The organism is Thermosynechococcus sp. M3746_W2019_013 (assembly GCF_015296045.1).
In the GTDB taxonomy this organism is placed as follows: domain Bacteria; phylum Cyanobacteriota; class Cyanobacteriia; order Thermosynechococcales; family Thermosynechococcaceae; genus Thermosynechococcus.
Genome location: NZ_DVDW01000013.1, coordinates 53,532 through 78,023 on the forward strand (window position 1 = coordinate 53,532; position 24,492 = coordinate 78,023).

At 53.5% G+C, this 24,492-nt stretch carries 22 protein-coding genes and 1 pseudogene; 11 read left to right on the forward strand and 12 right to left on the reverse strand.

Annotated features, from left to right (window positions below):
* Window positions 1–11 precede the first annotated feature (11 nt).
* A complete protein-coding gene (locus tag IGQ16_RS02090) occupies window positions 12–1,847 on the reverse strand; it encodes an NAD(P)H-quinone oxidoreductase subunit F (protein WP_024125832.1) in 1,836 nt (611 codons plus the stop codon).
* Window positions 1,848–2,022: 175 nt separating this feature from the next.
* Window positions 2,023–3,327 (reverse strand): HlyD family efflux transporter periplasmic adaptor subunit, encoded by a 1,305-nt coding sequence (locus IGQ16_RS02095; RefSeq protein WP_024125831.1) that lies wholly within the window; start codon window positions 3,325–3,327, stop codon window positions 2,023–2,025.
* 299 nt (window positions 3,328–3,626) lie between these two features.
* Here IGQ16_RS02095 and IGQ16_RS02100 point away from each other — a divergent pair, with 299 nt between their 5' ends.
* Together IGQ16_RS02100 and IGQ16_RS02105 are read left to right on the forward strand one after the other, a co-directional pair.
* Window positions 3,627–3,995: an FHA domain-containing protein gene (locus IGQ16_RS02100; protein ID WP_024125830.1), complete on the forward strand. Its 369-nt coding sequence runs from the start codon at window positions 3,627–3,629 to the stop codon at window positions 3,993–3,995.
* 74 nt (window positions 3,996–4,069) lie between these two features.
* On the forward strand, window positions 4,070–4,612 hold the full coding sequence (locus tag IGQ16_RS02105) for a biotin transporter BioY (RefSeq protein ID WP_081711829.1): 543 nt from the start codon (window positions 4,070–4,072) through the stop codon (window positions 4,610–4,612).
* Here IGQ16_RS02105 and cobN read toward each other — a convergent pair.
* Entirely contained in the window at window positions 4,609–8,292 is a 3,684-nt protein-coding gene (cobN, locus tag IGQ16_RS02110) for a cobaltochelatase subunit CobN (protein ID WP_297060072.1), read from the reverse strand. The two genes, IGQ16_RS02105 and cobN, sit on opposite strands and share 4 nt — an antisense overlap.
* A gap of 157 nt (window positions 8,293–8,449) precedes the next feature.
* On the opposite strand from cobN, the gene IGQ16_RS02115 reads away from it, so the two are divergent.
* Complete coding sequence (locus tag IGQ16_RS02115) at window positions 8,450–10,642, forward strand: ATP-binding protein (protein WP_297060074.1); 2,193 nt, start codon at window positions 8,450–8,452, stop codon at window positions 10,640–10,642.
* Here the strand turns inward: IGQ16_RS02115 and coaE are convergent.
* The 3 genes from coaE to IGQ16_RS02130 all read right to left on the reverse strand — a co-directional run bounded on the left by coaE (window position 10,613) and on the right by IGQ16_RS02130 (window position 12,800).
* The gene (gene coaE, locus IGQ16_RS02120) at window positions 10,613–11,224 is read right to left on the reverse strand and encodes a dephospho-CoA kinase (protein ID WP_297039627.1); all 612 of its coding nucleotides are present in this window, start codon (window positions 11,222–11,224) and stop codon (window positions 10,613–10,615) included. The genes IGQ16_RS02115 and coaE overlap by 30 nt on opposite strands.
* Window positions 11,217–11,777 carry an FxLYD domain-containing protein gene (locus IGQ16_RS02125; protein WP_024125825.1) on the reverse strand — a complete coding sequence of 187 codons (561 nt, stop codon included), beginning with the start codon at window positions 11,775–11,777 and terminating at the stop codon, window positions 11,217–11,219. The genes coaE and IGQ16_RS02125 overlap by 8 nt, the downstream gene beginning before the upstream one ends.
* Window positions 11,778–11,876: 99 nt before the next feature.
* Entirely contained in the window at window positions 11,877–12,800 is a 924-nt protein-coding gene (locus IGQ16_RS02130) for a DUF928 domain-containing protein (RefSeq protein WP_024125824.1), read from the reverse strand.
* Window positions 12,801–12,894: 94 nt separating this feature from the next.
* Here IGQ16_RS02130 and IGQ16_RS02135 point away from each other — a divergent pair, with 94 nt between their 5' ends.
* On the forward strand, window positions 12,895–13,701 hold the full coding sequence (locus IGQ16_RS02135; RefSeq protein WP_367116108.1) for a 7-carboxy-7-deazaguanine synthase QueE: 807 nt from the start codon (window positions 12,895–12,897) through the stop codon (window positions 13,699–13,701).
* Window positions 13,702–13,703: 2 nt separating this feature from the next.
* Here IGQ16_RS02135 and IGQ16_RS02140 read toward each other — a convergent pair whose 3' ends face one another.
* Window positions 13,704–14,888 carry a hypothetical protein gene (locus IGQ16_RS02140; protein ID WP_297060078.1) on the reverse strand — a complete coding sequence of 395 codons (1,185 nt, stop codon included), beginning with the start codon at window positions 14,886–14,888 and terminating at the stop codon, window positions 13,704–13,706.
* 150 nt (window positions 14,889–15,038) lie between these two features.
* Here IGQ16_RS02140 and IGQ16_RS02145 point away from each other — a divergent pair, with 150 nt between their 5' ends.
* A complete protein-coding gene (locus IGQ16_RS02145; RefSeq protein WP_024125821.1) occupies window positions 15,039–15,383 on the forward strand; it encodes a carboxymuconolactone decarboxylase family protein in 345 nt (114 codons plus the stop codon).
* A 7-nt stretch (window positions 15,384–15,390) separates the two neighbouring features.
* On the opposite strand, the gene IGQ16_RS02150 is transcribed toward IGQ16_RS02145, so the two are convergent.
* Window positions 15,391–16,743: an AAA-associated domain-containing protein gene (locus tag IGQ16_RS02150; RefSeq protein WP_024125820.1), complete on the reverse strand. Its 1,353-nt coding sequence runs from the start codon at window positions 16,741–16,743 to the stop codon at window positions 15,391–15,393.
* 177 nt (window positions 16,744–16,920) lie between these two features.
* Between IGQ16_RS02150 and IGQ16_RS02155 the strand changes: the two genes are divergently transcribed.
* On the forward strand, window positions 16,921–17,931 hold the full coding sequence (locus IGQ16_RS02155; protein WP_024125819.1) for an FkbM family methyltransferase: 1,011 nt from the start codon (window positions 16,921–16,923) through the stop codon (window positions 17,929–17,931).
* A gap of 129 nt (window positions 17,932–18,060) precedes the next feature.
* Here IGQ16_RS02155 and IGQ16_RS02160 read toward each other — a convergent pair.
* Window positions 18,061–18,255 (reverse strand): annotated as a pseudogene (locus tag IGQ16_RS02160) (ATP-binding cassette domain-containing protein); the annotation flags it as partial.
* Between the two features lie 189 nt (window positions 18,256–18,444).
* On the opposite strand from IGQ16_RS02160, the gene IGQ16_RS02165 reads away from it, so the two are divergent.
* The 5 genes from IGQ16_RS02165 (at window position 18,445) to msrA (ending at window position 22,766) form a co-directional block, all read left to right on the forward strand.
* Window positions 18,445–18,798 (forward strand): hypothetical protein, encoded by a 354-nt coding sequence (locus IGQ16_RS02165; RefSeq protein ID WP_297060081.1) that lies wholly within the window; start codon window positions 18,445–18,447, stop codon window positions 18,796–18,798.
* A gap of 105 nt (window positions 18,799–18,903) precedes the next feature.
* The gene (locus IGQ16_RS02170; RefSeq protein WP_024125816.1) at window positions 18,904–19,380 is read left to right on the forward strand and encodes a DUF2214 family protein; all 477 of its coding nucleotides are present in this window, start codon (window positions 18,904–18,906) and stop codon (window positions 19,378–19,380) included.
* A gap of 60 nt (window positions 19,381–19,440) precedes the next feature.
* Window positions 19,441–21,411 (forward strand): acetate--CoA ligase, encoded by a 1,971-nt coding sequence (gene acs / locus IGQ16_RS02175; RefSeq protein WP_297041166.1) that lies wholly within the window; start codon window positions 19,441–19,443, stop codon window positions 21,409–21,411.
* Window positions 21,412–21,448: 37 nt separating this feature from the next.
* On the forward strand, window positions 21,449–22,018 hold the full coding sequence (locus tag IGQ16_RS02180) for a DUF4340 domain-containing protein (protein WP_297060083.1): 570 nt from the start codon (window positions 21,449–21,451) through the stop codon (window positions 22,016–22,018).
* Window positions 22,019–22,106: 88 nt separating this feature from the next.
* Window positions 22,107–22,766, forward strand: coding sequence for a peptide-methionine (S)-S-oxide reductase MsrA (msrA, locus tag IGQ16_RS02185; RefSeq protein WP_024125813.1), 660 nt, complete (start codon window positions 22,107–22,109; stop codon window positions 22,764–22,766).
* On the opposite strand, the gene IGQ16_RS02190 is transcribed toward msrA, so the two are convergent.
* Genes IGQ16_RS02190 through IGQ16_RS02200 form a run of 3 tightly spaced genes read right to left on the reverse strand, consistent with a single transcriptional unit; the run spans window position 22,763 to window position 24,457 of the window.
* Window positions 22,763–23,311: a pentapeptide repeat-containing protein gene (locus tag IGQ16_RS02190; RefSeq protein WP_297039473.1), complete on the reverse strand. Its 549-nt coding sequence runs from the start codon at window positions 23,309–23,311 to the stop codon at window positions 22,763–22,765. The genes msrA and IGQ16_RS02190 overlap by 4 nt on opposite strands.
* A 43-nt stretch (window positions 23,312–23,354) precedes the next feature.
* Window positions 23,355–23,912 carry a DUF4126 domain-containing protein gene (locus tag IGQ16_RS02195; protein ID WP_024125811.1) on the reverse strand — a complete coding sequence of 186 codons (558 nt, stop codon included), beginning with the start codon at window positions 23,910–23,912 and terminating at the stop codon, window positions 23,355–23,357.
* Entirely contained in the window at window positions 23,906–24,457 is a 552-nt protein-coding gene (locus IGQ16_RS02200; protein WP_024125810.1) for a shikimate kinase, read from the reverse strand. Before IGQ16_RS02200 ends, IGQ16_RS02195 begins: the two co-directional genes overlap by 7 nt.
* Between the last annotated feature and the right edge of the window lie 35 nt (window positions 24,458–24,492).

The following is a 24,492-nucleotide window of genomic DNA, read 5'->3' on the forward strand; positions in this document are numbered from 1 at the left end:
AGAATGGAGCACTAGGCCAGCAGGGGCCAACAAATGGCAATGACTAGAATGGCAACGCCCATCAAAATGGTGAGGATATAGGCCTGGGATTGCCCCGTTGTACTATATTTCAGGCGATCGCCCCCCAAAAGGGTGACCACGCCAAAGGCATTGCCGGTCCCGTCCACAAACGTGCGATCAAACCAAGCGGTAATGCGGGAAATAATATCCACCACTCCCACCACCGTTGCCCTGTAGAGCTTTGGCGTATAGAAGTCGTAAGCCAGCAGATCCTGCACCGACGGTAGGGGGAACTGCACGGGTTTGGGAACTGCTTTGCCGAGATAGACCCATGCGGCTGCACCCCAGCCCAAAAGAGCAGTTACAGTCAGTGCAGCAGCGGTGGTCAAGGAAGGCTGGGTCCAAATCACCCAATCAAAGCGCCCCATGAGAATGGGCAAATGCAGCACGAACCCCAGATCAACGGTCATCGGCAAAATCATCGGCCAAAAGACCTCGGGCGATCGCGCCGTCATCGGTTGGACCTCACCGCCCCAAACTAGGCAAAATGTGCGCCCAAGACTAAAAGCAGCAAAGGTATTCATCAACAGAAGCACCACCCCGACCCAAGGCAGCTGGGCAAAAGCTGTATCCAGCAATTCTGCCTGGGGGAAAAAGCTGGCCAAGGGTGGAACCGCCAGCAGCCCTGCGGAGCCGACGAGGAAGGAGATCCCTGAAATGGGGCGCCGGGACCACAGCCCACCCAGCAGGCGCAGATCTTGGGTAATACTATTCCAGATGATGCCGCCGATGCTCATCATTAGCAGTGCCATGGCCAGGCTATAGGTGAGGATAAAGACAAAAGCTAAGCCCGGCTCCTTGAGGCCAACAGCAATAAACACCCACCCCATGTAGGCACTCACCAAATAGGAGAGGGCGCGTTTAATGTCCACTTGGGCAATGGCGATCAAGGTTCCTCCTAAGGCGGTGACGCTCCCAATCACCAACAAGGCCGTTAGAGCGAATGGGGAAAGGCTGAGGACTGGTGTCAGCTTCACCAGCACCCATGCCCCCGTAGACACAACCACTGCATTCCGCAAAATCGAGGCGGGAATTGGCCCTTCCATTGCCTCATCCAGCCACAGGTGCAGGGGAAACTGGGCACATTTCCCCATCGGACCTGCAATTAGCGCTAAACAAATCAGAGTAATAAGGGTGGGGTTCACTTGAGCCGTTGCCGCCCAAGCCGCTAAATCGTCGTAATTCCAAGAACCGGCAAGGGGGTAAATCGCCAACACTCCCATCAGTAGCACTAAGTCCCCTACCCGTTTCGTTAAAAAGGCATCGCGGGCACCCGTCACCACCAAGGGCTGGTTAAACCACAGTCCAATCAGCAAGTAAGTGGCAAGGGTCAGAATTTCCAAGACCACATAGCTGAAAAAGAGAGAGTCAAGGAGGACCAGCGCCCCCATGCCCCCTTCAAAAAGAGCAAGCAGTGCAAAAAAGCGGGCCCAGCCCCAATCCATCTCCATGTAGCCCACCGCAAAAACCTGGGCCAGCAAATTTAAGCCCGTGATCAGCATCAGGGCGGTAGTTGTCAAGATCGAAATTTCAACGGGAATGTCAAAGTGCAGACCCGCCACATCCAGCCACGTCCAGTGCAAATACTGCGGTGGTTGGTTGGCGATCGCCACCGTTGCCAACAGGGCATGCACAAAGGAGAAAAAGGTGAGCAAGATATTCAAATAGCCCGCTGGCCGTGGCCCCGTTTTCCGCGTAATCCCCGGTGACCAAATCAAGGACAGCACCATTCCCGTCAGGGAGTAGAAGGGAATGAGCCATACTGTGTCCGCCAATGATTGCAACATAAACCCCGCTTATGGCTATGGATAAGACTGATTAGATTTAATCTTATCTATGAATGGTGCTGCACTTCACAGGGTCAAGAATAAAGTTGCATCAATATCCCTTATTGCCTAGATAAAAGGCAACTATGAAGGTTGCTATGAAGGTTGCCTATCCCAGAGGATTAAATACAAAAGCCTAGGGGCTAATTTGAAAGGTCACCCGTGCAGTGTAGCCCACATAGCAAAAGTTACCGTCACCCCAATCGTGGTCAGAATCTAGCTCAACACGCACTTGACTTTGACGCGGATAGTTTTCGGGAATTGGGATGACCTGATCATCACCGGGGTTGAGGCGCCCCAAGCCAGAGCGAATATTGGTGACTGTGCCCTGAAGAACTTTCCCTTTGGCCCCATAGAGTTCAATCTTTGCCCGAGTGCCCGGATGGATGAGCCGCAGTGATTGTTCATCCACAAAGACATCGATCCAACGACGCCCACAATCCAACAACTGCAAAATTTGATCCCCTTTACCGAGAAACATCCCCGGACGGGCATCCACATGCCAGACATAACCGGCAATGGGAGCAGTCACCTTCACCACTTTGCGCTGAGCAACCTCCCGCTGGGCTTGGGCAACCTGTCGTTGTTGGGCAGCGATTTCCCGTTGAATCCCTTGGACGATCGCCTGCTGTTCGCTAATCTGAATTTGTAACTCTTGCAGCCGTAGGCGGGGGTCATAGTTACTGCGAGTGTTGCGCAGTGTCAGCCCCAATGCAGCAGCACGGGCATCGGCCTCCAGCGCCTCAACGGTGCGAGCCGCAGCTTCCACATCCCGTTGACGAGCAGCCACTTGGGCTTGGCTTTGCTGCAACTCCGTTAGAGCCGCATCGGCTTGGGCTTGGGGTACTGCTCCCTGCTGTGCTAACTGGCTAAAGCGCTGGTAGTTAATTTGTGCCAGTTGATAGCGTGCCTTGGCATCCGCAAGCTTGGCCTGAGCTGCTGCGAGTTCTGCTTGAGCAGCAGCCACTTGGCGATTGGTTTGCTCTACCTCTAGTCTGTGCTGATTGCGTTCATCCCTTTGGGCAGAGGCAAGGAGTTTTTGCAATTGAGCCAACTTTGCCTGAGCAGCTTCTAATTCTCCCCGCCGCCGCTCTAACCATTTTTCAACTTCTCGAGCGTTGCCTTGACTGACATAGTCATTTTCTATGAGGGCTAAGGGGGCAGCGGTGGGTTCGATAAAGTCCCCTACCTGCGCCTGGAGTTTCTCCAGTGTTCCTTCTTCTGGAGCACGCACGTTCACAATCACGCCATTAATAACTGCATCGCGACTACGCACCGTTGTTAAATGGCGGTAGAGAAACCAGCCTGCAAAGGCAAGGATGCCACACCCGGCTGCGAAAACTAACAGATTAGCAAGGAGCGATCGCCGTAGCTTGAGTTGCTGAGCCGGTACAACCTGATTTTTAATCTCCGTCAAAGAAGTTGGGGCCGGCTTGTTCATAGGAACCTTATAACAAGTTAGTTAAAGCAAATAAAATTACCTCGCTATTTTGTCTCACTGATGTATGTATCTAATTGATACGTGAGAGCCTTACTCCAAAAACTTTTTTACTTAAAATAGTTTTTCCATGGTTCTATCTAAACACAGTTCCTAACCTTTTGTTATCCGTAAAAATACTGAAGTTGACATCTGCAGATCAAAAGCATCCAATCTCGGATTCCCATAGATTTTCAAAATCTCAGCCATCTCCAAAAGTACGGATGGAGTACCTATGATAAAAGTATCCGTGGTCAACCCTCATGATGCGCTTTCCAGATGTTGACAAACAAGCATGGCTGATTGTGCGCTCCCAAGGCGTGGTGGTGGGCAAGTATCACCTCACAGGAAAAGCGTGCTGGAAAATTGGCCGCGGCAGCGACTGTGACATTATTATTCATGATCCCTATATTTCCCGGCATCAGGCAACCATTGAACTGCGGCCTCGTGGCAATGCCGTAGTGTATCTAATCCGTGACAACAATAGTCGCAATGGTACAGTGGTTAACGGTACTCCTCTATCGGATGAGCGGGTATTACACCATGGGGACATTATCATGATGGGGGATACAGATCTCACATTTCACTATACGAGTCCGTCAGTTACACCGAACGTGTTGCAGCGCTCTTGAGAAACGACTTGTCACCCCTTGATGAATTTTTGTGGGCGATTTTAGGCCTCCTCCTAACCGTTGCCGGAACGTTCATGGAAGCAGCGATCGCCCTCCCCAACTTCTTTAACGCGGCGGGGCAGTTTGTTTTACCCACCTCATGGGCAGCGGTTCCAGTGCAGCCGTTACCAGTCTCCTACCAGGTGGCCGCTGTTCTCTTTGTCGGCTGTATGGGGGGACGGCAAGCCGCAGCTCTCTCACAGGTGGCCTATTTGATTCTGGGGCTGAGCGGGTTTCAGGTTTTTTCCCAAGGGGGCGGCCTAGGCTATTGGCATGAACCGACATTCGGGTACCTCTTGGGTTTTGTGCCGGGGGCCTGGGTCTGTGGTTGGCTGGCCTTTCGCCCCCAAAAACGGGTTAGTTTAGAATGGCTTGCCTTGAGCAGCCTAGGGGGACTGGTGCTCATTCATGTCTGCGGTGCCCTCTACCTCAGTGCTCTGGCTCTTGCAGGGCAGTTGAGTTACCCCTTGGTGGAGCTACTAGAGCAGTATTCGCTTTTTGCCTTGCCGGGGCAGTTGGTGATTGTCTGCTTGGTGGCGGCAGTCGCGCGGGTGCTGCGCCTGATTTTGCTGTACTAGGGGGCACTGTTGCCCTCAATTAAACCTTCGGCCTCAAGGGCGAGCGATCGCAGGCGGTCTAACATCTGCGGATCAGGTGCCTGCCACAGTTGGCGTTGGGCAGCTTCCAGGAGTCGCTCAGCCATGTCCCGCAGTGCCCAAGGATTATGGCGTGCCACAAAGGCTTGCATTGCGCTATCGAGCAAATAGGTCTGGGCGATGCCTGTAAACACATAATCGGGTACACAGCGAGCCGTAGCGGCATAGCCAAAGAGATAATCTACCGTGGCCGCCATTTCGAAGGCGCCTTTGTAGCCATGACGCTTGATGCCTGCTAGCCATTTGGGATTAATGACGCGGGAGCGATAGACCCGCAGCAGTTCCTCTTGCAGAGTGCGAATTTTCGGCTGCTCTGGCCGTGAGTGATCGCCAAAGTAAACCGTGGGCTGCTGCCCTGATCGCGATCGCACCGCAACGGTCAAGCCCCCCTGAAACTGGTAATAATCATCGGAATCTAAGAGATCGTGCTCGCGGTTGTCTTGGTTTTGCAGCACCACTTGCAGTTGACTGAGCCGCTGCTCTAGGGCTTCCGCTGCATTGTGGCTGTGGGCTTCCCCAGTGTAGGCATAGCTACTCCAGTGGATGTAGGCGCGGGCAAGATCCTCATCCCCCTGCCAGTTTTGGGCTTCGATGAGTCCTTGGAGTCCGGCACCATAGGCACCAGGTTTGGAACCAAAGATGCGAAAGCATGCCCGTTCCCGAGCTTGATCCAAGGGGAGACCCTGCTGTTGCCAATACTCTGTTTCTTTGGCCACTTGAGCGGCCAGGGGATTTTGATCGGGGGGTTCTGGCAGTTGGCTCACCCGCTGCACCGCCTCATCAAAGAGGGCAATGAGGTTGGGAAAAGCATCCCGGAAAAAACCGGAGATGCGCAGCATGACATCCACCCGTGGCCGACCCAACAGCGACAAGGGAATCACCTCCAAATCCACCACCCGCCGTGAGGCGCCTTCCCAGACCGGTCGGACTCCTAAAAGGGCGAGGGCTTGGGCAATATCATCGCCGCCGGTGCGCATTGTTGCTGTGCCCCACACCGAGAGGCCAAGGGTACGGGGAAAGTCGCCCTGCTCTTGACAATAGCGTTCGATCAGTGCCGCCGCCGCTCGTTCCGCCAATGCCCAAGCAGCCTCTGTCGGCACTGCCCGCAGATCCACTGCATAGAAATTCCGTCCCGTGGGTAAGACATCGGGACGACCGCGAGTGGGGGCACCAGCGGCTCCACTGGGAACATAGCCACCATTGAGGCCGTGGAGGAAGTGGTCAATTTCTTGGCGGGTCTGTTGCAGGGCAGGGTAGAGGACCGTGCGAATCCAATCCAGTACCTGCTGAGTTGCGCGGCCACAGGGGAAATCAGGGGTACCCAGAAGCAAACTTTCTACCCATTTTGCCGCCTCTGCCTCTAGGGCATTTTGCCACTCGCCCACGGAGCGGTAGCCGGGGACAGGACTGGGAGCGGTTGGATCAGCGGTGAGGGGGTCTAAATCCACCCCTTGATCCTGTGCCAGAGCCCGAGTGAGACCCCTGTGCTGGTCACTGGGAGTGCGGGCGATCGCCACCATTAGATCTCGCAACTGCCGCCCTTGGGGACATTGGCCAAGAATATGTAGGCCATCGCGAATCTGGGCATCCCGTAAATCACAGAGGTAGCCATCGGTGCGAGCCAGCCATTCTAGCCATGTTTCTTGCGGTCGGGGGGGTGGAATCTCCTGATCTAGATCTAGTTCTTGGACCAGGGTTTCAATTTGCTGCCGTAGGACGCTTAAGCGGGGGCGATCAAACTGCTCAGCGGCGTAGTATTCCTCAATGTAGTGGCTGAGGGTCTCTAGGCCACCATACAACTCGGCACGGGTGAGGGGCGGTGTCAGATGATCCAAAATCACCGCTTGGGCGCGGCGTTTGGCCTGGGCGCCTTCACCGGGGTCGTTGACAATAAAGGGGTAAAAATGGGGCACAGGGCCAAGGGCAATTTCAGGGAAGCAGGTATCACTGAGGGCTATCCCTTTGCCCGGCAGCCATTCGAGATTGCCGTGCTTGCCCACATGGACAATTGCATCCGCCCCAAAGACATGGCGCAACCAAAAGTAAAAGGCGAGATACTCTGGGGTAGGTTCCAAATCGGGGGCATGGTAATTCAAACTGGGGTCGCGATCGTAGCCCCGACTGGGTTGGACGCCGACAAAAATGTTCCCCCAACAGTCACCCGCAATGGGGAGATCGGTGGTGGGTGCCGGCCAGCGTTGGTTAATGGCCGCCTGTACTGCCCTTGGTAGGTTCCGAAAATAGTGCTGGTAGGTGTCAAGGGAGAGGGTATAGCGGGGCAGCCGCCAGTGATTGCCTTCGGGGTCGTTGGTGCGATAGCGGCTGAGGTGTTGGATTAGGGCATCGCCATCCTTGGGTAAGGGGTTAGGGCCAAGATCATAGCCCGCCTGTTGCAGTGCCCTGAGCAGTGCCACGGTACTGTTGGGGGTATCAAGGCCGACGCCGTTGGCAAGGCGACCATCGCGGCAGGGGTAGTTGGCTAAGATGAGGGCAATGCGGCGTTCAGCTGGGGCTTTGCGGCGGAGCTTCAGCCAGTTGGCGGCCAGTTCACTGACCCAGTCTAGGCGATCGCCCACTGGGACATAGGTGGTCACGGTGGTTTCCACCTCTGGTTGAATTTGTGCTATTGCCTTAAAGGACACGGCACGGGTAATGATGCGGCCATCCACCTCCGGCAAAACCACATGCATTGCTAAGTCCCGGGGGGTGAGCCCTTGGGGGTTTTGCTGCCATGTTTCAAACGTGCTACTGCTGAGAATGACCTGTAAAACGGGAACGTCCAATTGCTGCCACAGATTGACCTCGTTGGCTTTGGCGATCGCGAACCCCGTTGTATTGAGAATCAGTTCTACCTTGCCCTGCCATGCTGCCAGCAGTCCCCGTTGAATTTCTGGGTCTTGGAGCGAGGAGACAAACACGGCAACAGGCGCCAATTGCCGCTGCATCAAGGCCTGAGCAAGGGTCTCAATCACAGCGGTGTTGCCCGCCAAGTAATGGGCACGGTAAAAGAGAATGCCCACCTGTGGCCAATCCCTTGCTATTTTCCCCTGAATAGGATAAACGCCCCAGCGGGGAATCCTTTGGGGAGGGCGGGGAGGAGCCCCCCAACCGCAGCCGTAGTGGCCAATAAATTCAAGGGCCCGGCGAATATTCTCCAATCCTCCTTCACAAAAGTAGTGCCAGAGGCGATCAACTTGCGCCAGTGGCCAACTGGAGAGGCTCATCAGTTCTAGATCGGGGCGATCGTCCCCCGGCAGCAAAATCAACTGTCCCCCCCGATCGCTGACCATTTGCTGTGCCACCTCGAGACCATAGCTCCAATAGCTGCGTCCCCCCAAGAGGCGAATCACCACAACATCGGCCTTCGCCAGAACGCGATCGCCATAGTCATCAATGGCTGCTGCCGCTTGTAAATGCAGTAAGTTAGCAAGGCGCAGCGACGGAAAATCCTTTGGCAGTTGATGGTAGGCTTGGGCCAGCAGAGCAATATCCGTATCCGCTCCCGTTAAAATAACAATGGGAGCACTACTTTGCTGTAGAAATGCAACATTGCTGTTATCTGTAGCAATAGTCAGATCATTGAACGTAAGAATTCGATGCATAGGTTGACAACAATCATTAAAAAAACCGGTGGGCTTTTCCCCTGTTCCTTCCGAACCGCTACAACAGAAATGAATAGGAAAAGCCGATAGTAATCACACCGCCCCTGGCGATGCCCCTTCCTGCGATGAACCGATCAAGGATTGAACTTAAAAAACTATGCACCAGCCCGTCTTTGATCGAATTTTACCAGCATTTTTCTATGAACGAATTGCCACAGTCCTGCTCGCAGAAGCAAGCCATCGCAGGGCAACTGTCCTCACCCGTGAAGAGGTTATCCCGTCTGCCGATGCCCCTTTTCTCGTCGTGGTGGCAGAGACCTTTGCACTGCTATTGCAGGCAGAACCCGTGCCGCAGATGAGTACCTATCGGGTAGAAATTCTCACTGACCCTAGGGCGATCGCCCGCTTTTTGCGCAAAATCCGTAGCCAAGTTCCTGTGAACCGCCGCCCCCTGATCCGCGCTGTCTTGCAGCAACTGACCCCCTTAAATGCCAAGGAACAGATGTTGCCCGCTGATCTGGTGATCGCGCTCATGGCGGTCCTCAGTGAAGAAACGACCGCCCAGTGCCAAAGTTGCCAACCCCTAGTGACAGCTGCCCTCAATGAACGCCAAGCCCAAGAACGGCTGCTGCATCAGGTGACAACCCAAATTCGCCAGAGCCTGGAGCTGCCTGAACTCCTGAAAACAGCCGTGGATCGCATTCGCGAGTTTTTGGATGTGGATCGGTTGCTGGTGGGGCAATTCGGTCAGACCGAAGGGGAACTGCACGGCCAAATCACCTATGAATCCTGCCGCAATAGCGAAATTCCCTCGGTTTTGGGAATATGGGATGAATGTTGGCAGTGGTCAGCTTTACCTAGCAGTAGCTATCAGCGCCTGAGTCAGGGTGAGGCGATTGTGGTGAGTGACATTCAACAGTTCTATGCGGAGGTGCCCTGCCTCCAGTCCTTTGCCGCTCACTGGCAGATCAAGTCATGGCTAATTGTGCCCATTATGGTTCAAGATAGGCTCTGGGGAGTGCTCATTGCTCACCAGTGCGATCGCCCCCGCCAGTGGCAACCCCAGGAGGTTGAATTTCTCACGCACCTCAGTCAACACCTAAGCATTGCCATTTACCAAGCGCAAATCTACAGCGAACTACAACAGCAAAAGGCCACCCTCGAACAGCGGGTGAATGAACGCACCCAGGCGCTGCGGGAAGCCCTAAGTGCTATGGAAGCCGCCCACCGGATTAAAAACGACTTTTTGGCAACCATGAGTCATGAACTGCGCACGCCCCTCACCTGTGTCATTGGGGTTTCCGCCACCCTACTGCGCTGGCCTCTTGGCCCATTGACAGCAAAACAGCGGGAATATCTGGAAATTATCCATGAGAGTGGTACCCACCTGCTGGAGTTAATCAACAGCATTCTCGATCTCTCGGAGGCAGAATTGGGGCGATCGCACCTCCATCGCAGCGCCTTTTCAATTCGGCAACTGTGTACGGACTGCATTGAAGTCGCCAAACCCCAAGCCCACCGCCATCAGGTGAACCTGCGCCATCAACTGATGATCCCGCCTAGTCGCGATCGCTTTTGGGGAGACTATCGCCGCATCCAGCAAATTCTCATTAACCTGCTCAGCAATGCTATCAAGTTCACGCCTGCCAGGGGGGAAGTGATTCTACGGGCATGGTGGAAAGAGGATGAACTCATTTTTCAAGTGCAGGACAATGGCATTGGCATCCCTGCACACCTACAACCCTTGCTGTTTCAAAAATTTCAACAATTGGATAGCTCCTTTGGCCGCGCCTATACCGGCGCAGGTTTGGGGTTAGCCCTCACCAAGCAGTGGGTGGATCTGCACCATGGCTGGATTGATGTGGAGTCCACCGAAGGCAAAGGCAGTACCTTCACGGTGGGGCTGCCGGCAATTCCTTCAGACCCTCCACCAGACCCCCCTAAACTCAAGCTGGATGTCCCGCCTCTGGCAACAACGGATGTGCTGGTGGAACCTGAAGGGCGAATTGTTCTTGTGAGCGAGGACGAAGCCACGGCCACACTCATCTGCTCGATTTTGACTACCGCAGGCTATCAAGTGATTTGGCTGGTGGATGCTGAAGTGGAACGCTTGCTGGCACTGACCCCGATTGCGGTTCTTTTGGCAGAACCCTTTAGCTATGGCAATGTGCAGGAGTTAGTGGATCAGTTGCGGCAACGCTGCACCCCTGAGCAACTCAAGATTTTCATTTTGGGGTCAAAGGACAATTACCAAGGGGTTGAGCGCTACATTCCCTTGCCCATTAATCCAGAAAGTTTCCTACAACAGGTGACCATGGGGCTAACTTCCCTTGCCATTTCTGGCCAGTAGGGAAAAGGCCTGATCCACCTGACGGTAAAGTTCCTCCCGAGAACCTGTATTCCAGAGCACTGTATCTGCCCGTCGAATTTTTTCCTCTAGGGGCAGTTGACTGGCTAGGCGTTGGGCAGCTGCATGCCCAGCGAGGCGATCGCGCTGCTGCAGACGGGCTAACTGTTGCTCAGGGGTAGCCGCTACTACCCAAATGTGATCCACTAACCCTTCAAGATGTACTTCAAACAGTAGGGGAATGACCAAGGCCAGCAGGGGTTGCTCACAGGTATCAATCGCTTGCTCCATCTCGGCAATTACCCAAGGGTGGATTTGGGCCTCTAGCCATTGACGCTCCTGCGGCTGAGCAAAGATAATTTCCCCTAAACGGGAGCGATCGAGGGTACCGTCATTACGGCAAATCCCCTCACCATAGCGATCAACAATGGCTTGATAAATGGGTGTGCCGACGGCAACCCCTTGCCGCGCTAATATATCGGCATCGACAATGGGCACCCCATACTGCTGCTGCAAATAACCAGCCACCACAGATTTACCGCAGGCAATCCCCCCGGTGATACCGAGCCGAAAGGGACTAGACACCTCCCTGGAGCAGTACTGGGGGCTGGCTTAACCGTACCCGTGCGCCACTATCTGCCGGCACGGTAGGCAGCATTTGCTGAAATGTCACCGTTTGACCCGGAGCCACTGTGGCGGGTTCAGGGGTGGCGGCACCAGTTTGGAGAATTTCTCCATTGGCAGCCACAATTTCATAGTTAATAGATTGAATGGTCACGGGTTGGCGGTTGTTGTTTGTAACTGTGCCTTTCACCACTGAAGACCCCGGTAACCTAATAACCGGCTCCAACTGGGGTTGACTGACGCGGATGTTGCGCAGGAGCTCTTGTTCTAGAGCTTTGGGATCAACTTCTTGGGAAGCCCCTGGTGTGGTGGGTGCAGAAGCGGCGGCTGCTCCAGAAAGGTTGAGCAAGTGGTTCCAGTAGCGCTGGTTACGCCCCCACTCAGAAGGGGAGTTGCCAATAATCACAATGTCACCCGCAACCCGTTGTGCCAAGGCCGGCAGAGGGGCGATCGCTCCAAGGAGCACAATACCGGTTAACCAAAGGGGGAATGGCAATGGATGTCTTTTTAGCATGGCGCACACTCCATACAATGCAGCCTACCTTCTATCCTAGTGCAACTGGATGTGAGGGTTGCCCTCAGCCAGCTGCCCTCAATATCGCCACAGGGGGATTTATCGCAACAACGGCATATTGACAATTTGTGGCTCAATACCCGCACTCTTGAGCAGATCCTGCCACTGCTGTTTAATTACAGGGTTATCAGGATTCCTTTGCTGCAACTCCACAAGGGTGGCCAAGGTATCGTTCCAGAGTTGACTGGTGGCCAAAAGGGGCAGGCGATCCGCCGGTGCCAGGGTGGTCATCACTCGAGCCAGGTTCCTATCTAGCTCAGCCCGCTCAATCCAGCCCGTCACAAAGGGGTTGGCATCGGGTTCATTGGGCTTACAGGTGAGGGAGAAGATCCACTGGTATTTTTGCCCCGGTTGTAGCTTTACCTTACTGGCATCAACAGTTACGGGCAAAATCCCCGCTTTGCCATTCAAGGGGACTTGTTGGGCGAGTAGCAGATCTCCAGCTTCTGAAAGGAGCATCAGTTCCGCAGATTTGGCCGTGCTTTGGGGGACAAAGAAAAAGAGACTGGGATTGTCTACAGCCGTCATACCCAAGTTGTTATCGGGAACAATGGCAACAATTTTTGCCAGAGAGCCTTGGGTACATTCACCAAAGCGGGTGGCGCCTGCGACCCGTTGCCCCGGCATCCCGCGATTTAAGGGCACAAAGGTGAGGCGATGACTGGATTGGGCAGCGTAGCGATCGCGAGCAATATAGGCCTCCACATTACTGATGGCCATGAGGGCATAGCGGTTACCAGGACGCAAACTGAGGGCACGGCGGAAATTGGCTAAGGCTGATTGATAGTCGCGCTTGGCGGTGAGTTGATACCCCCGCTGCATGTAGCGATCAAACTCACTGGCTGGGTTAGAGGAATTTTGGGCAACAGCAGGTAACGATGGCAAAATGACTGGCAGCTCACCCATCCCCATTGCCAAGGTACCAAGGAGTAGCCACGCAAGGCCAAAACGGTGGGCAGACATAGCATTTACCTACTGAACACGCTAACTACTAACTATCTTTAAGGTACTATCGGGAAGAGGGCTCCATTGTGATCAAGCTTGCCTACCCCCTGTGATTTCTGTAAAAGAGCAGCAAATTAAGGATTATTCCTCCCTTGCGCAGATTGCGCTTCCCTTGGTGGAGATCTTCTCAGCCATTCAAGGGGAGGGCGCCAATGTGGGGTGTCGGCAAATATTTATTCGCTTGGCAGGCTGTGATCTACGCTGCACCTATTGTGACAGTGCTCATACATGGTTTGTTCCCTCCCATGCCCTGATTGAAGAGCAGAGTGGCGATCGCCACTTTCAAGCCATCCCCAACCCCGTCCCTGCTGCCCATATTCTCGAAGCCGTACAGCAGCTCAATACTCCGCCAATCCACGACAGTATTAGCCTCACCGGCGGCGAACCCCTGCTTCATGCCGCAACGCTGGCACCATTTTTGCCCCTCCTCAAGGCTCACAGCTCCCTGCCCCTCTACCTTGAAACGGGCGGACATCATCCAGAGGCGCTTCAACTCATTCTTCCCGCTATCGATAGCGTGGGTATGGACATCAAGCTCCCCAGTGTCAGCGGTGAATGCCATTGGTCAGCCCATAAAGTCTTTTTGCGCCTGTGCGATCGCGCCTCTGTTGAGGTCTTTTGCAAAGTGATTATTTCCCGCACCACTGATCCGGCCGATCTCGATCGGCTCAGTACCCTTGTGGCCAGCGTAAACCCCCATATCCCCGTCTTTCTCCAACCTGTGACGCCCGTAGGTACCGGTCGCTGTACCCCCCCACCCACCCCTGACCAAGTCCTCAAGTGGCAAGGGCAACTCAAGGCACGGCTGACCCACGTGCGCGTCATTCCCCAAACCCATAAATTTCTCGGTCAGCGCTAGGCTTATTTCTTAATCAGGATATAGGCACGGACGTAATGGGGTATGCGACGAGCAGCCGCTTGATAGCTGGCACGGTCAGGAAAAATTCCCGCCAAAAAGTCCAACTGATAGAGATTGGGCATAAAAGCTCCCCCCGTATCGGCAATCACACCAAGGCGCAGTTTAGGCCGACCGCCCTGAGTATCTTCCACTACAACGACTCGGCCAAGACCAATATTCCAGACATCGCCAGCAAACGTCACTTCAGGCTCAATATTAATTTTGTTCTCAATGGTGCTGCCGTAGCCCTTAATGGCAGCCACTTGGCGAAAATACCAGTAGCGCCGCTGCTCATAGGGATCAAGCCCCTTGGCAAAGGGAATATCGTTATGGCGATCCACATTGAAAAATTCTTCAGTGCCATCGGTAAATTGCACCAAAATCGTCCCCTGCATCAGGGCATCCTCAAGCCCTCTCCTCGTTAGGTAGGCCAAAGGCTTCACCCGTCCATAGAGGGAGCCACCCGGTTCAAAAATCCCTGCGAGCACCTGTTGCTTTGTGAGTTGCTTATAAAATAAATCCTCTGGTTGATCGGGAACATGGGGCGGCAGAGCATAAAGGGCCGCATTGTAGGTCTGCGTGCGGCTGCGTGATCCGCGATGGGTAAATACCGCGTAGTTAGTGAGGCGCAATTCTTCAGTTTGGTTTGGATTGCGGGGATTGTGGGGCAGCCATTGAATGACACGAAAGTGCTGATTAATAAATGCGGGGTCCTGCAAACGAATTGGCCGCTTGCGGCTAATATCTACCGTGAGCGTCGCAATCATGAAATCTAGCGTCTCGAGGACTTGGGGCAGCGTAACCCCCTTCATCGCCAGAATGCCTTCCCGTTGGGTAATGGGGTCGGTTGCACTAAAGTCTTGAAAATACTGGCGAGTGCTGCGCAACACTTGCAGTAGCTTCATGGGAGCGGTGCTAATGCGGTGCGGTGGCAGGGGGCGATCGCGAAACAGTTTGCGCCCATCCACTTGAAACTGAGGTTGGCCAAACTCATCCAGTACGGTGTAGAGGGAAGATACAGCAACAGGGGACGGTGTAACTGTTGTAGATACTGCTGCTGGTGCTGACGGCACCGTTGCCGCTTGACACCCCACTGCCAAGAACATCATACTCAGAGGACCTGCCGCACTTAGCCAATAGAATCGCATAGGTACACATTGAAATTGTCCAAATTATTTTATTCCCTAACCGCTTTTTGCCATCAAAGGAACACAAAGAAGAAAAAACGTTGAAGTTTCAGTAGGATAGCGCCGTTTAGCGGCGATGATAGGCATAACACGAAATGTTTGAGAACAGCAATGTACGCCGAACAAATTAACCACATCAAATCCTACACGGCAAAGCTGACGGCAGCGATGCCCGATGCCATGAAAGCCTTTTATAGCTTGAGTCGTGCCTCTTCAACCCCTGGTGCCCTTGACACTAAAACTAAAGAGCTGATTGCCCTAGCCATTGGTGTGGCCAAGCATTGTGATGGCTGCATTGCCTTCCATACCCGTGCTGCCTTGCAGGCGGGCGCAACCGCTGCGGAAATCATGGAGACCCTAATGGTGACTGTGGCCATGGACGGCGGTCCTGCCTTGATGTATGCCACCCACGTCATGGAAGCCCTAGAGGAATTTAGCCAAAAACAGTCTCCCTAGGCGGTTGTCAAACGGCAGTCGTTTCAAGGGGCAGTGGCTCTTCAGGTTCACTGACTTCAAGGAAAATTTCCTTAGACGGTTCGTCATAGCCAAAGAGTTCGGCATAGCGTCCCCAGTCAATGGCGGTATTGAGCTGGCGCTCGGCCTCCTGCGGCGTAAAGTGTCGCTCTAGAATATCCAGCACCAAACTTTCAGGAATGCGGTGGTTTTGCTTGGCCATCAGGAAAGTATGGATTTGCTGCACAAGGCGGATATGCTTGAGGAGTTGCTGACGAATAATCAGCTTGCGCTGGTCAATGTCCCCCTGAATAAAGGCATTGCCAATAGGGGTCACACTGATATCCCCCTCTTTCAGTTCCACTAGTTCCATCATCTGGGCACCTTCGACAATGGGCAGAATATCATCTAGCTCCAATTGCAACTCCTGGGCAATGCGGTAGAGGTCCTCTTTGCGGTGTTCTAGGAGTTCCAATAGACCGGCGATCGAGCCAATGCGCACATGGGGAAGCAGCGGGTAACGCGGTTCCTGAGGGCTGGCAATGGTAGTTGGCCTGGGTTCCAGTTCCTCTAATTCGTCCACATGGGGGTTAGTGAGAATTTTATAGATGCGATCCACCGTGGCTTGAAACTCGGGGTTCTTGCGATCGCGATAGTGGGGCAAGGTGACTGGAAAATCAGCGCGGACGCGACCGGGGTTGCTCCCCAAAACAATAATGCGATCGGCGAGAATCACCGCCTCTTCAATGTGGTGGGTGACAATCAAAATGCTCTGGGTAGGAATTTTGTGCTCTAGCCACAGATCGAGAAGTTCAAAACGCAGGTTCTCGGCGGTCAGCACATCCAAGGCCGAAAATGGCTCATCCATACACAGGAGTTCCGGCTCCACCGCCAAAGCACGGGCAAATCCCACCCGCTGCCGCATCCCCCCCGACAGTTCCTTGGGGTAGGCATTTTCAAACCCGTCTAAGCCAATAATGTCAATCATCCGCAGTGCCTTGCGCCGGCGCGATCGCGGACCTTCTCCCAAGGCCTTTAGCCCCAACTCCACATTTTCCAAAACCGTTAGCCACGGATAGAGCGCCGAACTTTGAAAAACAATCGCAGCCCCCGGATTCAAGCCCTGCATTGGCTGCTCGCGGTACAAGACCTGCCCAGATGTAGGTGCAACCAAACCTGTAATAATGCGCATCAGGGTTGATTTACCAGATCCTGAGGGCCCTAACAGCGCAACAATTTCCCCTGTGCGTAACTCAAGGTCAATGTTTTCCATAATGCTAATGACCTGACCGTTGGGCTGACGGTAGGCCTTCCCAACATTCAGTAAGCGGACGAGCGATTCCCCTTTGGTTTTGGCTTGCATGGTTCTGCATCCTGTGGCATTTCCACCGTTAAACTATCATGAGGACTTCAGTCTTGGAGAGCCAAGGAATGAAAATTAGAAAAAAATCAATGATGTCGGAGCGGCTACCTGGCCTAGGTAACTAGAATTGAGCAAAATACACTCAGTCTTGGAACATGACTCAGAACACTGGTTCACTTGTACAAGTTCTATCGTGCCATGGGACTCATTAACAACACGCTAAAGACTGCTGGAAAGCTTGACCCCATTTCCTTGACCCTGTGCATTGTTGGTTCTCGCAAAATCTATCGTGAAGATAACTATGCCCAATCCCCTTGGCATATTTTTGCTCCCAACTTAAAGATTTATGGCTTTGATGCGGATCCAGAGGCTTGTGATGAGGCAAATGCTGCTCTCGAAGCCCAAGGAATCCATTGGTTTGAGCGGCACTATCCTCTTGCCCTTGGCCGAGCAGTGGGTGAAGCAACCCTTTATATTACGCGTGCAACCCACTGCAGCTCTCTCTATGAGCCCAATTTGAGTTATACATCCCGCTTTCAAGGATTTAACCCTAGTCTGAACATTGAAGCAACCGTCCAGGTGGAAACAACTACCCTGAGCGCTTTTGCCCAAGAGAAAGGACTGGAGAGCGTGGACGTTCTCCAGGTGGATGTTCAAGGTGCAGATCTTGATGTTTTGAAAGGGGGTGAGGCTCTTTTAGCCGCAACTACTTTAGGGATTATTATTGAAGTTGAGTTCTCAGAGGTGTATAGAGGTCAACCCCTCTTTAGTGATATTGATGCTTACTTGCGAGGGCAAGGCTTTGTGCTCTTTGATCTGTTAACTAATGACGGCTGGTGCCGCTTGCCGCGTTACCTTTCACCTTTACGGTCTCAACGGCGAACAGGCCAACTTCTATGGGCAGATGCGATCTACCTGCGAGATTTACTCAGCCACGATCAACAGCCGCAAAATGCTCACCTGCAGACGCCAGTACACCTACTAAAACTGGCAGCTATCGCGGATGCCCTAGACTTCCCTGACTATGCACTGGAAATTTTAGTACATCTCACCCTTGAGTACGGTGAGAATCCTCAATGGAACTGTCGCCAAGAAATTTTCTCTATCTTGGAACAAGTACAGCCTCTGATGGACAGGGATATTACTGAGCTGCCAATTGCCCAGCTTTTGTTGCAGCCAGGGGGCTAGCCTTGGACAAGCGTGCGGTGACTAAACTGCTGAATTTCTTCCCGAATGCCTCGCGAGACTTGGTTTTGCTTGGCAAAGGCTTGCTGGAAGTATTGTTTTCCCTGCGATCGCTGGCTACTGCCCAACCTGTAATAATGTGTAAATAATGCGCATCAGGGTTGATTTACCAGATCCTGAGGGCCCTAACAGCGCAACAATTTCCCCTGTGCGTAACTCAAGGTCAATGTTTTCCATAATGCTAATGACCTGACCGTTGGGCTGACGGTAGGCCTTCCCAACATTCAGTAAGCGGACGAGCGATTCCCCTTTGGTTTTGGCTTGCATGGTTCTGCATCCTGTGGCATTTCCACCGTTAACCTACCATGAGGATTTAGAGTTAGAAAACCTAAGGGACAAAAACTGCCCCCAGGATTAGGGATCGCCACTCATTTGTGGAATTTCTGATAGCCCCCCTTAAGCTTTTGTTTAGTGTAAACTGATCAGCGGTTTTTCACAAAAGGTAACAATTCGGCTATGGGACTCTTTGATGGTCTTTTCCGTCGGGGCAAGCAAGCTGATGCCCCACCCAGCAAAGACTTTTTTCTCGATCCCGATGAAGCCAAGACCTACAGCAACATTGAGTACATGCGTACCCCCAGGGTCGTGAAAAAAACCTTCCCTGCAACTGGCGGTGCCAAAGAAGAAGTAGAAGTGGTGGAGTTGGTCTCCTCCATCGAAAGGGTGAATCCAGAAGCAGAAAACAAAGGTAAACTGGAACCGAGTGTCAATGATATCATGACGCCTCCAGCAGAAGAACAGGAACGCCGTCGCAGCGATCCGAGCTTGGACTTCTTCCGTTCTATGGCCAAAGATCTAGGCCGTGGCTAAAGCCTAAAAACTTCTGGGGGTTGGCACTTGCGCATCCCAAGGCTGCCCCCTAGGATCAATACAGCCCTTTTTGCAAAGTCTCTCAGTTGCCAAGGAACACTTTGGATGAATGACCTTTGGAGCAGTGCCGCGATCGCCTATCTACACTACCTCAGCCTTATGGTGGCTTTTGCTGCCCTTGTGGTGGAGCACCTCACCCTGCGCAAAGACTTAGACCTCAAACAGGCTTGGCGATTGGTGATTGCCGATGCCTTCTATGGCATTGCTGCGGTTACCGTTCTTGTGACCGGAATCTTACGGGTTCTTTATTTTGGCAAAGGCACTGAATATTATTTAGGCAACCCTGTCTTTCACCTCAAAGTGGGCTTATTTATTTTAGTGGGGTTATTGTCGCTGTATCCGACGATTTCTTTCCTACTGTGGATTAAACCGCTGCGGGAAGAGAAAGTACCCACCCTCGAGTTGCCGACTGTGCAGCGCTTGACTTGGGTGATTCGGGCTGAATTGGCTTTTCTCAGCGCTATTCCCTTTTTGGCAGCGATGATGGCGCGGGGGATTGGTTTGGATTGGATTCAACGGTAAGACTCTTCAGCAGGGGGGCGATCGCCCCTATGATAGATCCTGCTGCCACGGATAAAACGGATGAGTCATCCCACGATTGAGTCCATTCTTCAGGAAAACCGCCTTTTTTATCCTTCCGCTGATTTTGTGGCCAAAGCGCGGATCAATTCCCTTGAGGCCTACAATGCCCTCTACGAAAAGGCCAAAGCTGATCCCGCTGCCTTTTGGGGCGAATTGGCACAGCAGGAATTAGAGTGGTTTCAACCTTGGGATCAGGTACTGGATTGGCAGCCCCCCAATGCCAAGTGGTTTGTTAACGGCAAAATCAACATCACCCACAACTGCTTGGATCGCCACCTCAAGACATGGCGCAAGAATAAAGCAGCTTTGATCTGGGAAGGAGAACCCGGTGATAGCCGCACCCTTACCTATGCCCAACTGCACCACGAAGTGTGCCAATTTGCTAATGTCCTGAAGCAACTAGGGGTGAAAAAGGGCGATCGCGTCGGTATTTATATGCCGATGATTCCAGAGGCAGCCATTGCCATGTTGGCCTGTGCACGGATTGGCGCTCCCCACTCAGTGGTATTTGGAGGGTTTAGTGCCGAAGCCTTGCGCGATCGCCTCATTGATGCCCAAGCCAAACTGGTTGTGACGGCTGACGGTGGCTGGCGCAAAGATGCCATTGTGCCCCTCAAAGAGCAAGTGGATAAAGCACTAGCCAATCAGGCGGTTCCCACCGTTGAAAATGTCCTAGTGGTGCAGCGCACTCAACAGCCAGTGACCATGGTGCCCGGCCGCGATCACTGGTGGCACGATCTGCAAAAGGGGGTCAGTGCCGACTGTCCTGCCGAACCTATGGACAGCGAGGATTTACTCTTTATCCTTTACACCTCCGGCTCCACCGGCAAACCCAAGGGCGTTGTCCACACCACCGCAGGTTACAACCTCTACACCCACATCACTACTCAATGGGTCTTTGACCTCCAAGATACCGATGTCTATTGGTGTACCGCCGATGTTGGCTGGATTACGGGTCACAGCTATATTGTCTATGGGCCACTGTCCAATGGGGCAACCACCCTCATGTATGAAGGGGCACCCCGCGCCTCCAATCCCGGTTGCTTCTGGGATGTGATTGAGAAGTATGGGGTCACCATTTTCTACACGGCGCCGACGGCGATCCGTGCTTTTATCAAAATGGGCGAACATTTGCCCCGGGCACGCAACCTCTCCTCCTTACGCCTGTTGGGAACCGTGGGTGAACCCATCAACCCCGAGGCATGGATGTGGTACTACCGCGTCATTGGCGGTGAGCGCTGCCCGATTGTGGATACGTGGTGGCAAACGGAAACCGGTGGTCATATGATCACCTCACTGCCGGGGGCAATTCCCATGAAGCCCGGCTCTGCCACCAAGCCCTTCCCGGGGATTCTCGCTGAGGTCGTGGACCTTGAGGGCAACCCTGTCGGCGTCAATGAGGGTGGCTATCTGGTCATTCGTCACCCTTGGCCCGGGATGATGCGCACCGTGTATGGCGATCCTGATCGCTTCCGCCGCACCTATTGGGAGCACATTCCACCTCGCAATGGTCAGTATTTTTACTTTGCCGGCGATGGCGCCCGCAAGGATGAGGATGGCTACTTTTGGGTAATGGGACGGGTTGACGATGTAATCAATGTCTCTGGCCACCGCTTGGGCACCATGGAAATTGAATCAGCATTGGTCTCCCACCCTGCCGTTGCTGAAGCCGCCGTTGTGGGTAAACCCGACGAGGTCAAAGGAGAAGAGATCGTTGCTTTTGTGATTCTGGAAGGATCGGCAACCCCCAGTGATGCCCTCCAACAGGAATTAAAGCAACACGTTGTCAAGGAAATTGGTGCCTTGGCACGTCCAGCGGAGATTCGCTTCACAGATGCCCTGCCCAAGACGCGGTCAGGCAAAATCATGCGGCGGCTCTTGCGTTCTCTAGCCGCAGGTCAAGAGGTGGTTGGGGATACTTCAACATTGGAGGATCGCTCAGTGCTCGATAGGCTGCGCCAAGGGGCTTGAGCGTCTCCCCTATCAATGGCCTTATAATTGGTAGGTCATGGCAAGTGGCATCCGCACAAAAACGCTAGTTCTTTTAGCAACGGCAGCCATTTTAGGCGGCGGTCTCTTGCTTTTTGAGCAACAACTGCCCAGCCCCAACAGCAGTGATACCCAAATCAAGCAACCCCTTTTCCATTTCCAAGAGGCGGAGGTTGTGGCGTTGAAAATTATTGCCCCTGATTACAGCCTGAACTTGAAAAAGTTGGCTACAGGCAACTGGGTGATTGATCGGGAAAAGCAAACCCCCGCAGAAGAGGGCACAGTCGTCTTCTTACTCAACTTATTGACCACAGGGCAGCGCGATCGCTCCCTCGACGTACCTACTGAACGTGCCAGAGACTATGGCCTTGCTCCCCCCCTGACCACTGTGGATATCACTCTCAAAGACGGCCAGCAGCACCGTTTACACCTGGGGGACACCACCTTTGACGGCCTCAAGCTCTACGCGGAAATTGACCCTCCCTCAGAACCCCGCGAAAAAATGACAGTGACCCTTGTTCCCCTTGAGCTCAAAAATGCCCTCCAGCGCCCCCTAAGGGAATGGGAACGTCAGCAAGCAGCCAACTAAAGCTTGAGACGGCAGTCAATCCTAGCACGACTCACCAAAAGCTCGTCAGAATATAAAAGCGTAGTGAACTATCGAGGGGACATCAATCATGGGATTCTTCGGATTCAAAAAGTTGACAATGCCTAGCCCCAGTACTGCATTACCCGGCCGAGCAGAACCCATGCCTGTGCCAAAGGCTCACTTGGTTAATGGTCATCCCCTCACTCCTCCCTATCCCGAAGGCATGGAGTTAGCAATGTTTGGCATGGGCTGCTTTTGGGGGGCTGAGCGCAAGTTTTGGCAGGTGCCCGGGGTCTATGTGACCGCTGTGGGCTATGCGGGCGGCTATACCCCCAATCCCACCTATGAAGAGGTGTGTACGGGCATGACAGGTCACAATGAGGTGGTGCGGGTGGTCTTTGACCCCCAGAAGGTGACCTATGAGGAATTGCTCAAGGTCTTTTGGGAAAACCATGACCCTACCCAAGGCATGCGCCAAGGCAATGATGTGGGGACGCAGTATCGCTCCGGTATTTACTACTATTCCCCTGAGCAAAAAGCCCTTGCCGAGGCGAGTCGCGATCGCTACCAAGCAGCCCTAAAAGCCGCAGGTTACGGTGCGATCACCACTGAAATTCTGCCAGCACCTGAATTTTACTTTGCCGAACCCTACCACCAGCAATACCTCCACCGCAATGTGAATGGCTACTGCGGCCTTGGGGGCACCAAGGTTCCCTACGAACTGATGAGTGCTACCCCCCGCGTTTAGGGGAGATGGCGGCGATAGGGCATACGGGGACGGTAAGCATCGCTAAAGTTGGTCTGACCGACCGTGGCATTGTTTAACCGTGCCCACTGCATATTGGCTTGCTCAAAGGTAGCACCGTTGAGATTGGCGCGGCGAAAATCCCCACAGCGGACATCGGCTCCCGTTAAGTTGCTGTTGCTGAAATTGGCACGGCGAGCACGACTGTGGCGCAAAATTGCACGGCTAAGGTTAGCACCACTAAGATTGACCTGTTCTAGGTTGGCTCGTTCTAAATAGGCGGCGGTGAGGTTGGCATTACTCAGATTTGCCCCTACCAAATTGGCCACCATGAGGTTGGTATCCTGGAGGTTGGCGCCCTCAAGATTGGCACCCCGCAAATTTGCCCCCGCCAAGTTATAGCCGCGCAAATCAACATGCCGCAGGTCACAGCCGGGACAAGCATTGGTTTGCAGAAGTTGTTGCATGGGGGAAGGCATGGCAAAGGCGGTATGGCTAGCGATCGCCCCACTCATCATTGCTGTTGCGATGAATACCTGTCGCTTCACATCCACCTCCTCCTGCCACGCTAGAGAGACTCTAGCACAAGTGCTAAGAATTTAACCTGCGGCGACGGGAGTACCGATGTCGTTGCTGCCAATCCTTAGCACTGCGAACGGCCAACCACAACAGGAGTAAGGCAATCAACCCGCCCTGCTTGGGTGCCCTCAGGGCAAATAAAACTAACAGCACACACAGGATATCCTGCCCGACAATGACCCAACGGGGTAGCTTCCCTAGGCGATAAAACCAGCCCACCTGCACCAATTGCAACACAAAGGCAAAAAGACCACTAAAGGTACCAATGAGCCACTGGGGTGTATCTGTTGCTGTTGCCACGGTCATGCCAAGGAGGGCACCCACAAGGGGGCTAAAGCACAGTTGCACAAGGATAATGAAGCGGTAGCCCCAGAGGTTCCCAGAAAGAAAGATCTCCAGGAACGACCAAGCAGCCAGCACACCAACTACCCAATAGGGGGAACAATGGCGCAACAAAGGTACCTGTGACCAGAGTTGTTCCCCCTGCAATAGACCTATCAACAGGAGGGGAAGTGCCAGGCGTAGTCCCCCTGCTGCTGCCGCTGAAAGAATGGCCAAAACCTCTAGCATGGTTCCATTGGTTTCAAGATATGGGGTAGCGTTTCCAACAGGCGATCGCACACCGTTTCCGGGGTATCTTCCACCGTGATCCTTAGCTCTAAATCTGCCTGAGCATAGAGGTATTGACGCGCTTGCAGCAGTTCACTCAAGCGTTCCTCAAGGGGTTGTTCCTGCAGTAGGGGCCGCTCTTGATCTTGGCGCAGGCGTTGACAGAGCACCGCAAGGGGGACATGAAGCCAGACCACAATACCGTGATGCAGATAGCTCCAGTTCATCGGGTTAAGGACAATGCCGCCACCTGTGGCCACCACCAAGTGATGGTAACTAGAGACTTGTGCTAGGACCTGTTGTTCTAACTTGCGAAAGGCAGGCTCCCCCTCTTGGGCAAAGATCTCGCGAATCGGTCGTTGGCAAAACTCCGTAATCACAGCATCGGTATCCACAAAACCGTAGCCCAAGCGTTGTGCCAGGATGCGACCCGTGGTGGTTTTACCGGCACCCATCATGCCCACAAGATAGATATTGGCTCCCCCAAGGCGTTCTTGCAGTTCCATAGATAACCATTTCTCGACACCGCCAAATCAGCACT

Coding starts and splice junctions, on each gene's coding strand:
- IGQ16_RS02090 (WP_024125832.1), bottom strand. CDS start 1,847: ATGTTGCAATCATTGGCGGACACAGTATGGCTCATTCCCTTCTACTCC.
- IGQ16_RS02095 (WP_024125831.1), bottom strand. CDS start 3,327: ATGAACAAGCCGGCCCCAACTTCTTTGACGGAGATTAAAAATCAGGTT.
- IGQ16_RS02100 (WP_024125830.1), top strand. CDS start 3,627: ATGATGCGCTTTCCAGATGTTGACAAACAAGCATGGCTGATTGTGCGC.
- IGQ16_RS02105 (WP_081711829.1), top strand. CDS start 4,070: ATGGAAGCAGCGATCGCCCTCCCCAACTTCTTTAACGCGGCGGGGCAG.
- cobN (WP_297060072.1), bottom strand. CDS start 8,292: ATGCATCGAATTCTTACGTTCAATGATCTGACTATTGCTACAGATAAC.
- IGQ16_RS02115 (WP_297060074.1), top strand. CDS start 8,450: ATGCACCAGCCCGTCTTTGATCGAATTTTACCAGCATTTTTCTATGAA.
- IGQ16_RS02125 (WP_024125825.1), bottom strand. CDS start 11,777: ATGCTAAAAAGACATCCATTGCCATTCCCCCTTTGGTTAACCGGTATT.
- IGQ16_RS02130 (WP_024125824.1), bottom strand. CDS start 12,800: ATGTCTGCCCACCGTTTTGGCCTTGCGTGGCTACTCCTTGGTACCTTG.
- IGQ16_RS02140 (WP_297060078.1), bottom strand. CDS start 14,888: ATGCGATTCTATTGGCTAAGTGCGGCAGGTCCTCTGAGTATGATGTTC.
- IGQ16_RS02145 (WP_024125821.1), top strand. CDS start 15,039: ATGTACGCCGAACAAATTAACCACATCAAATCCTACACGGCAAAGCTG.
- IGQ16_RS02150 (WP_024125820.1), bottom strand. CDS start 16,743: ATGCAAGCCAAAACCAAAGGGGAATCGCTCGTCCGCTTACTGAATGTT.
- IGQ16_RS02165 (WP_297060081.1), top strand. CDS start 18,445: ATGGGACTCTTTGATGGTCTTTTCCGTCGGGGCAAGCAAGCTGATGCC.
- IGQ16_RS02170 (WP_024125816.1), top strand. CDS start 18,904: ATGAATGACCTTTGGAGCAGTGCCGCGATCGCCTATCTACACTACCTC.
- acs (WP_297041166.1), top strand. CDS start 19,441: ATGAGTCATCCCACGATTGAGTCCATTCTTCAGGAAAACCGCCTTTTT.
- IGQ16_RS02180 (WP_297060083.1), top strand. CDS start 21,449: ATGGCAAGTGGCATCCGCACAAAAACGCTAGTTCTTTTAGCAACGGCA.
- msrA (WP_024125813.1), top strand. CDS start 22,107: ATGGGATTCTTCGGATTCAAAAAGTTGACAATGCCTAGCCCCAGTACT.
- IGQ16_RS02195 (WP_024125811.1), bottom strand. CDS start 23,912: ATGCTAGAGGTTTTGGCCATTCTTTCAGCGGCAGCAGCAGGGGGACTA.
- IGQ16_RS02200 (WP_024125810.1), bottom strand. CDS start 24,457: ATGGAACTGCAAGAACGCCTTGGGGGAGCCAATATCTATCTTGTGGGC.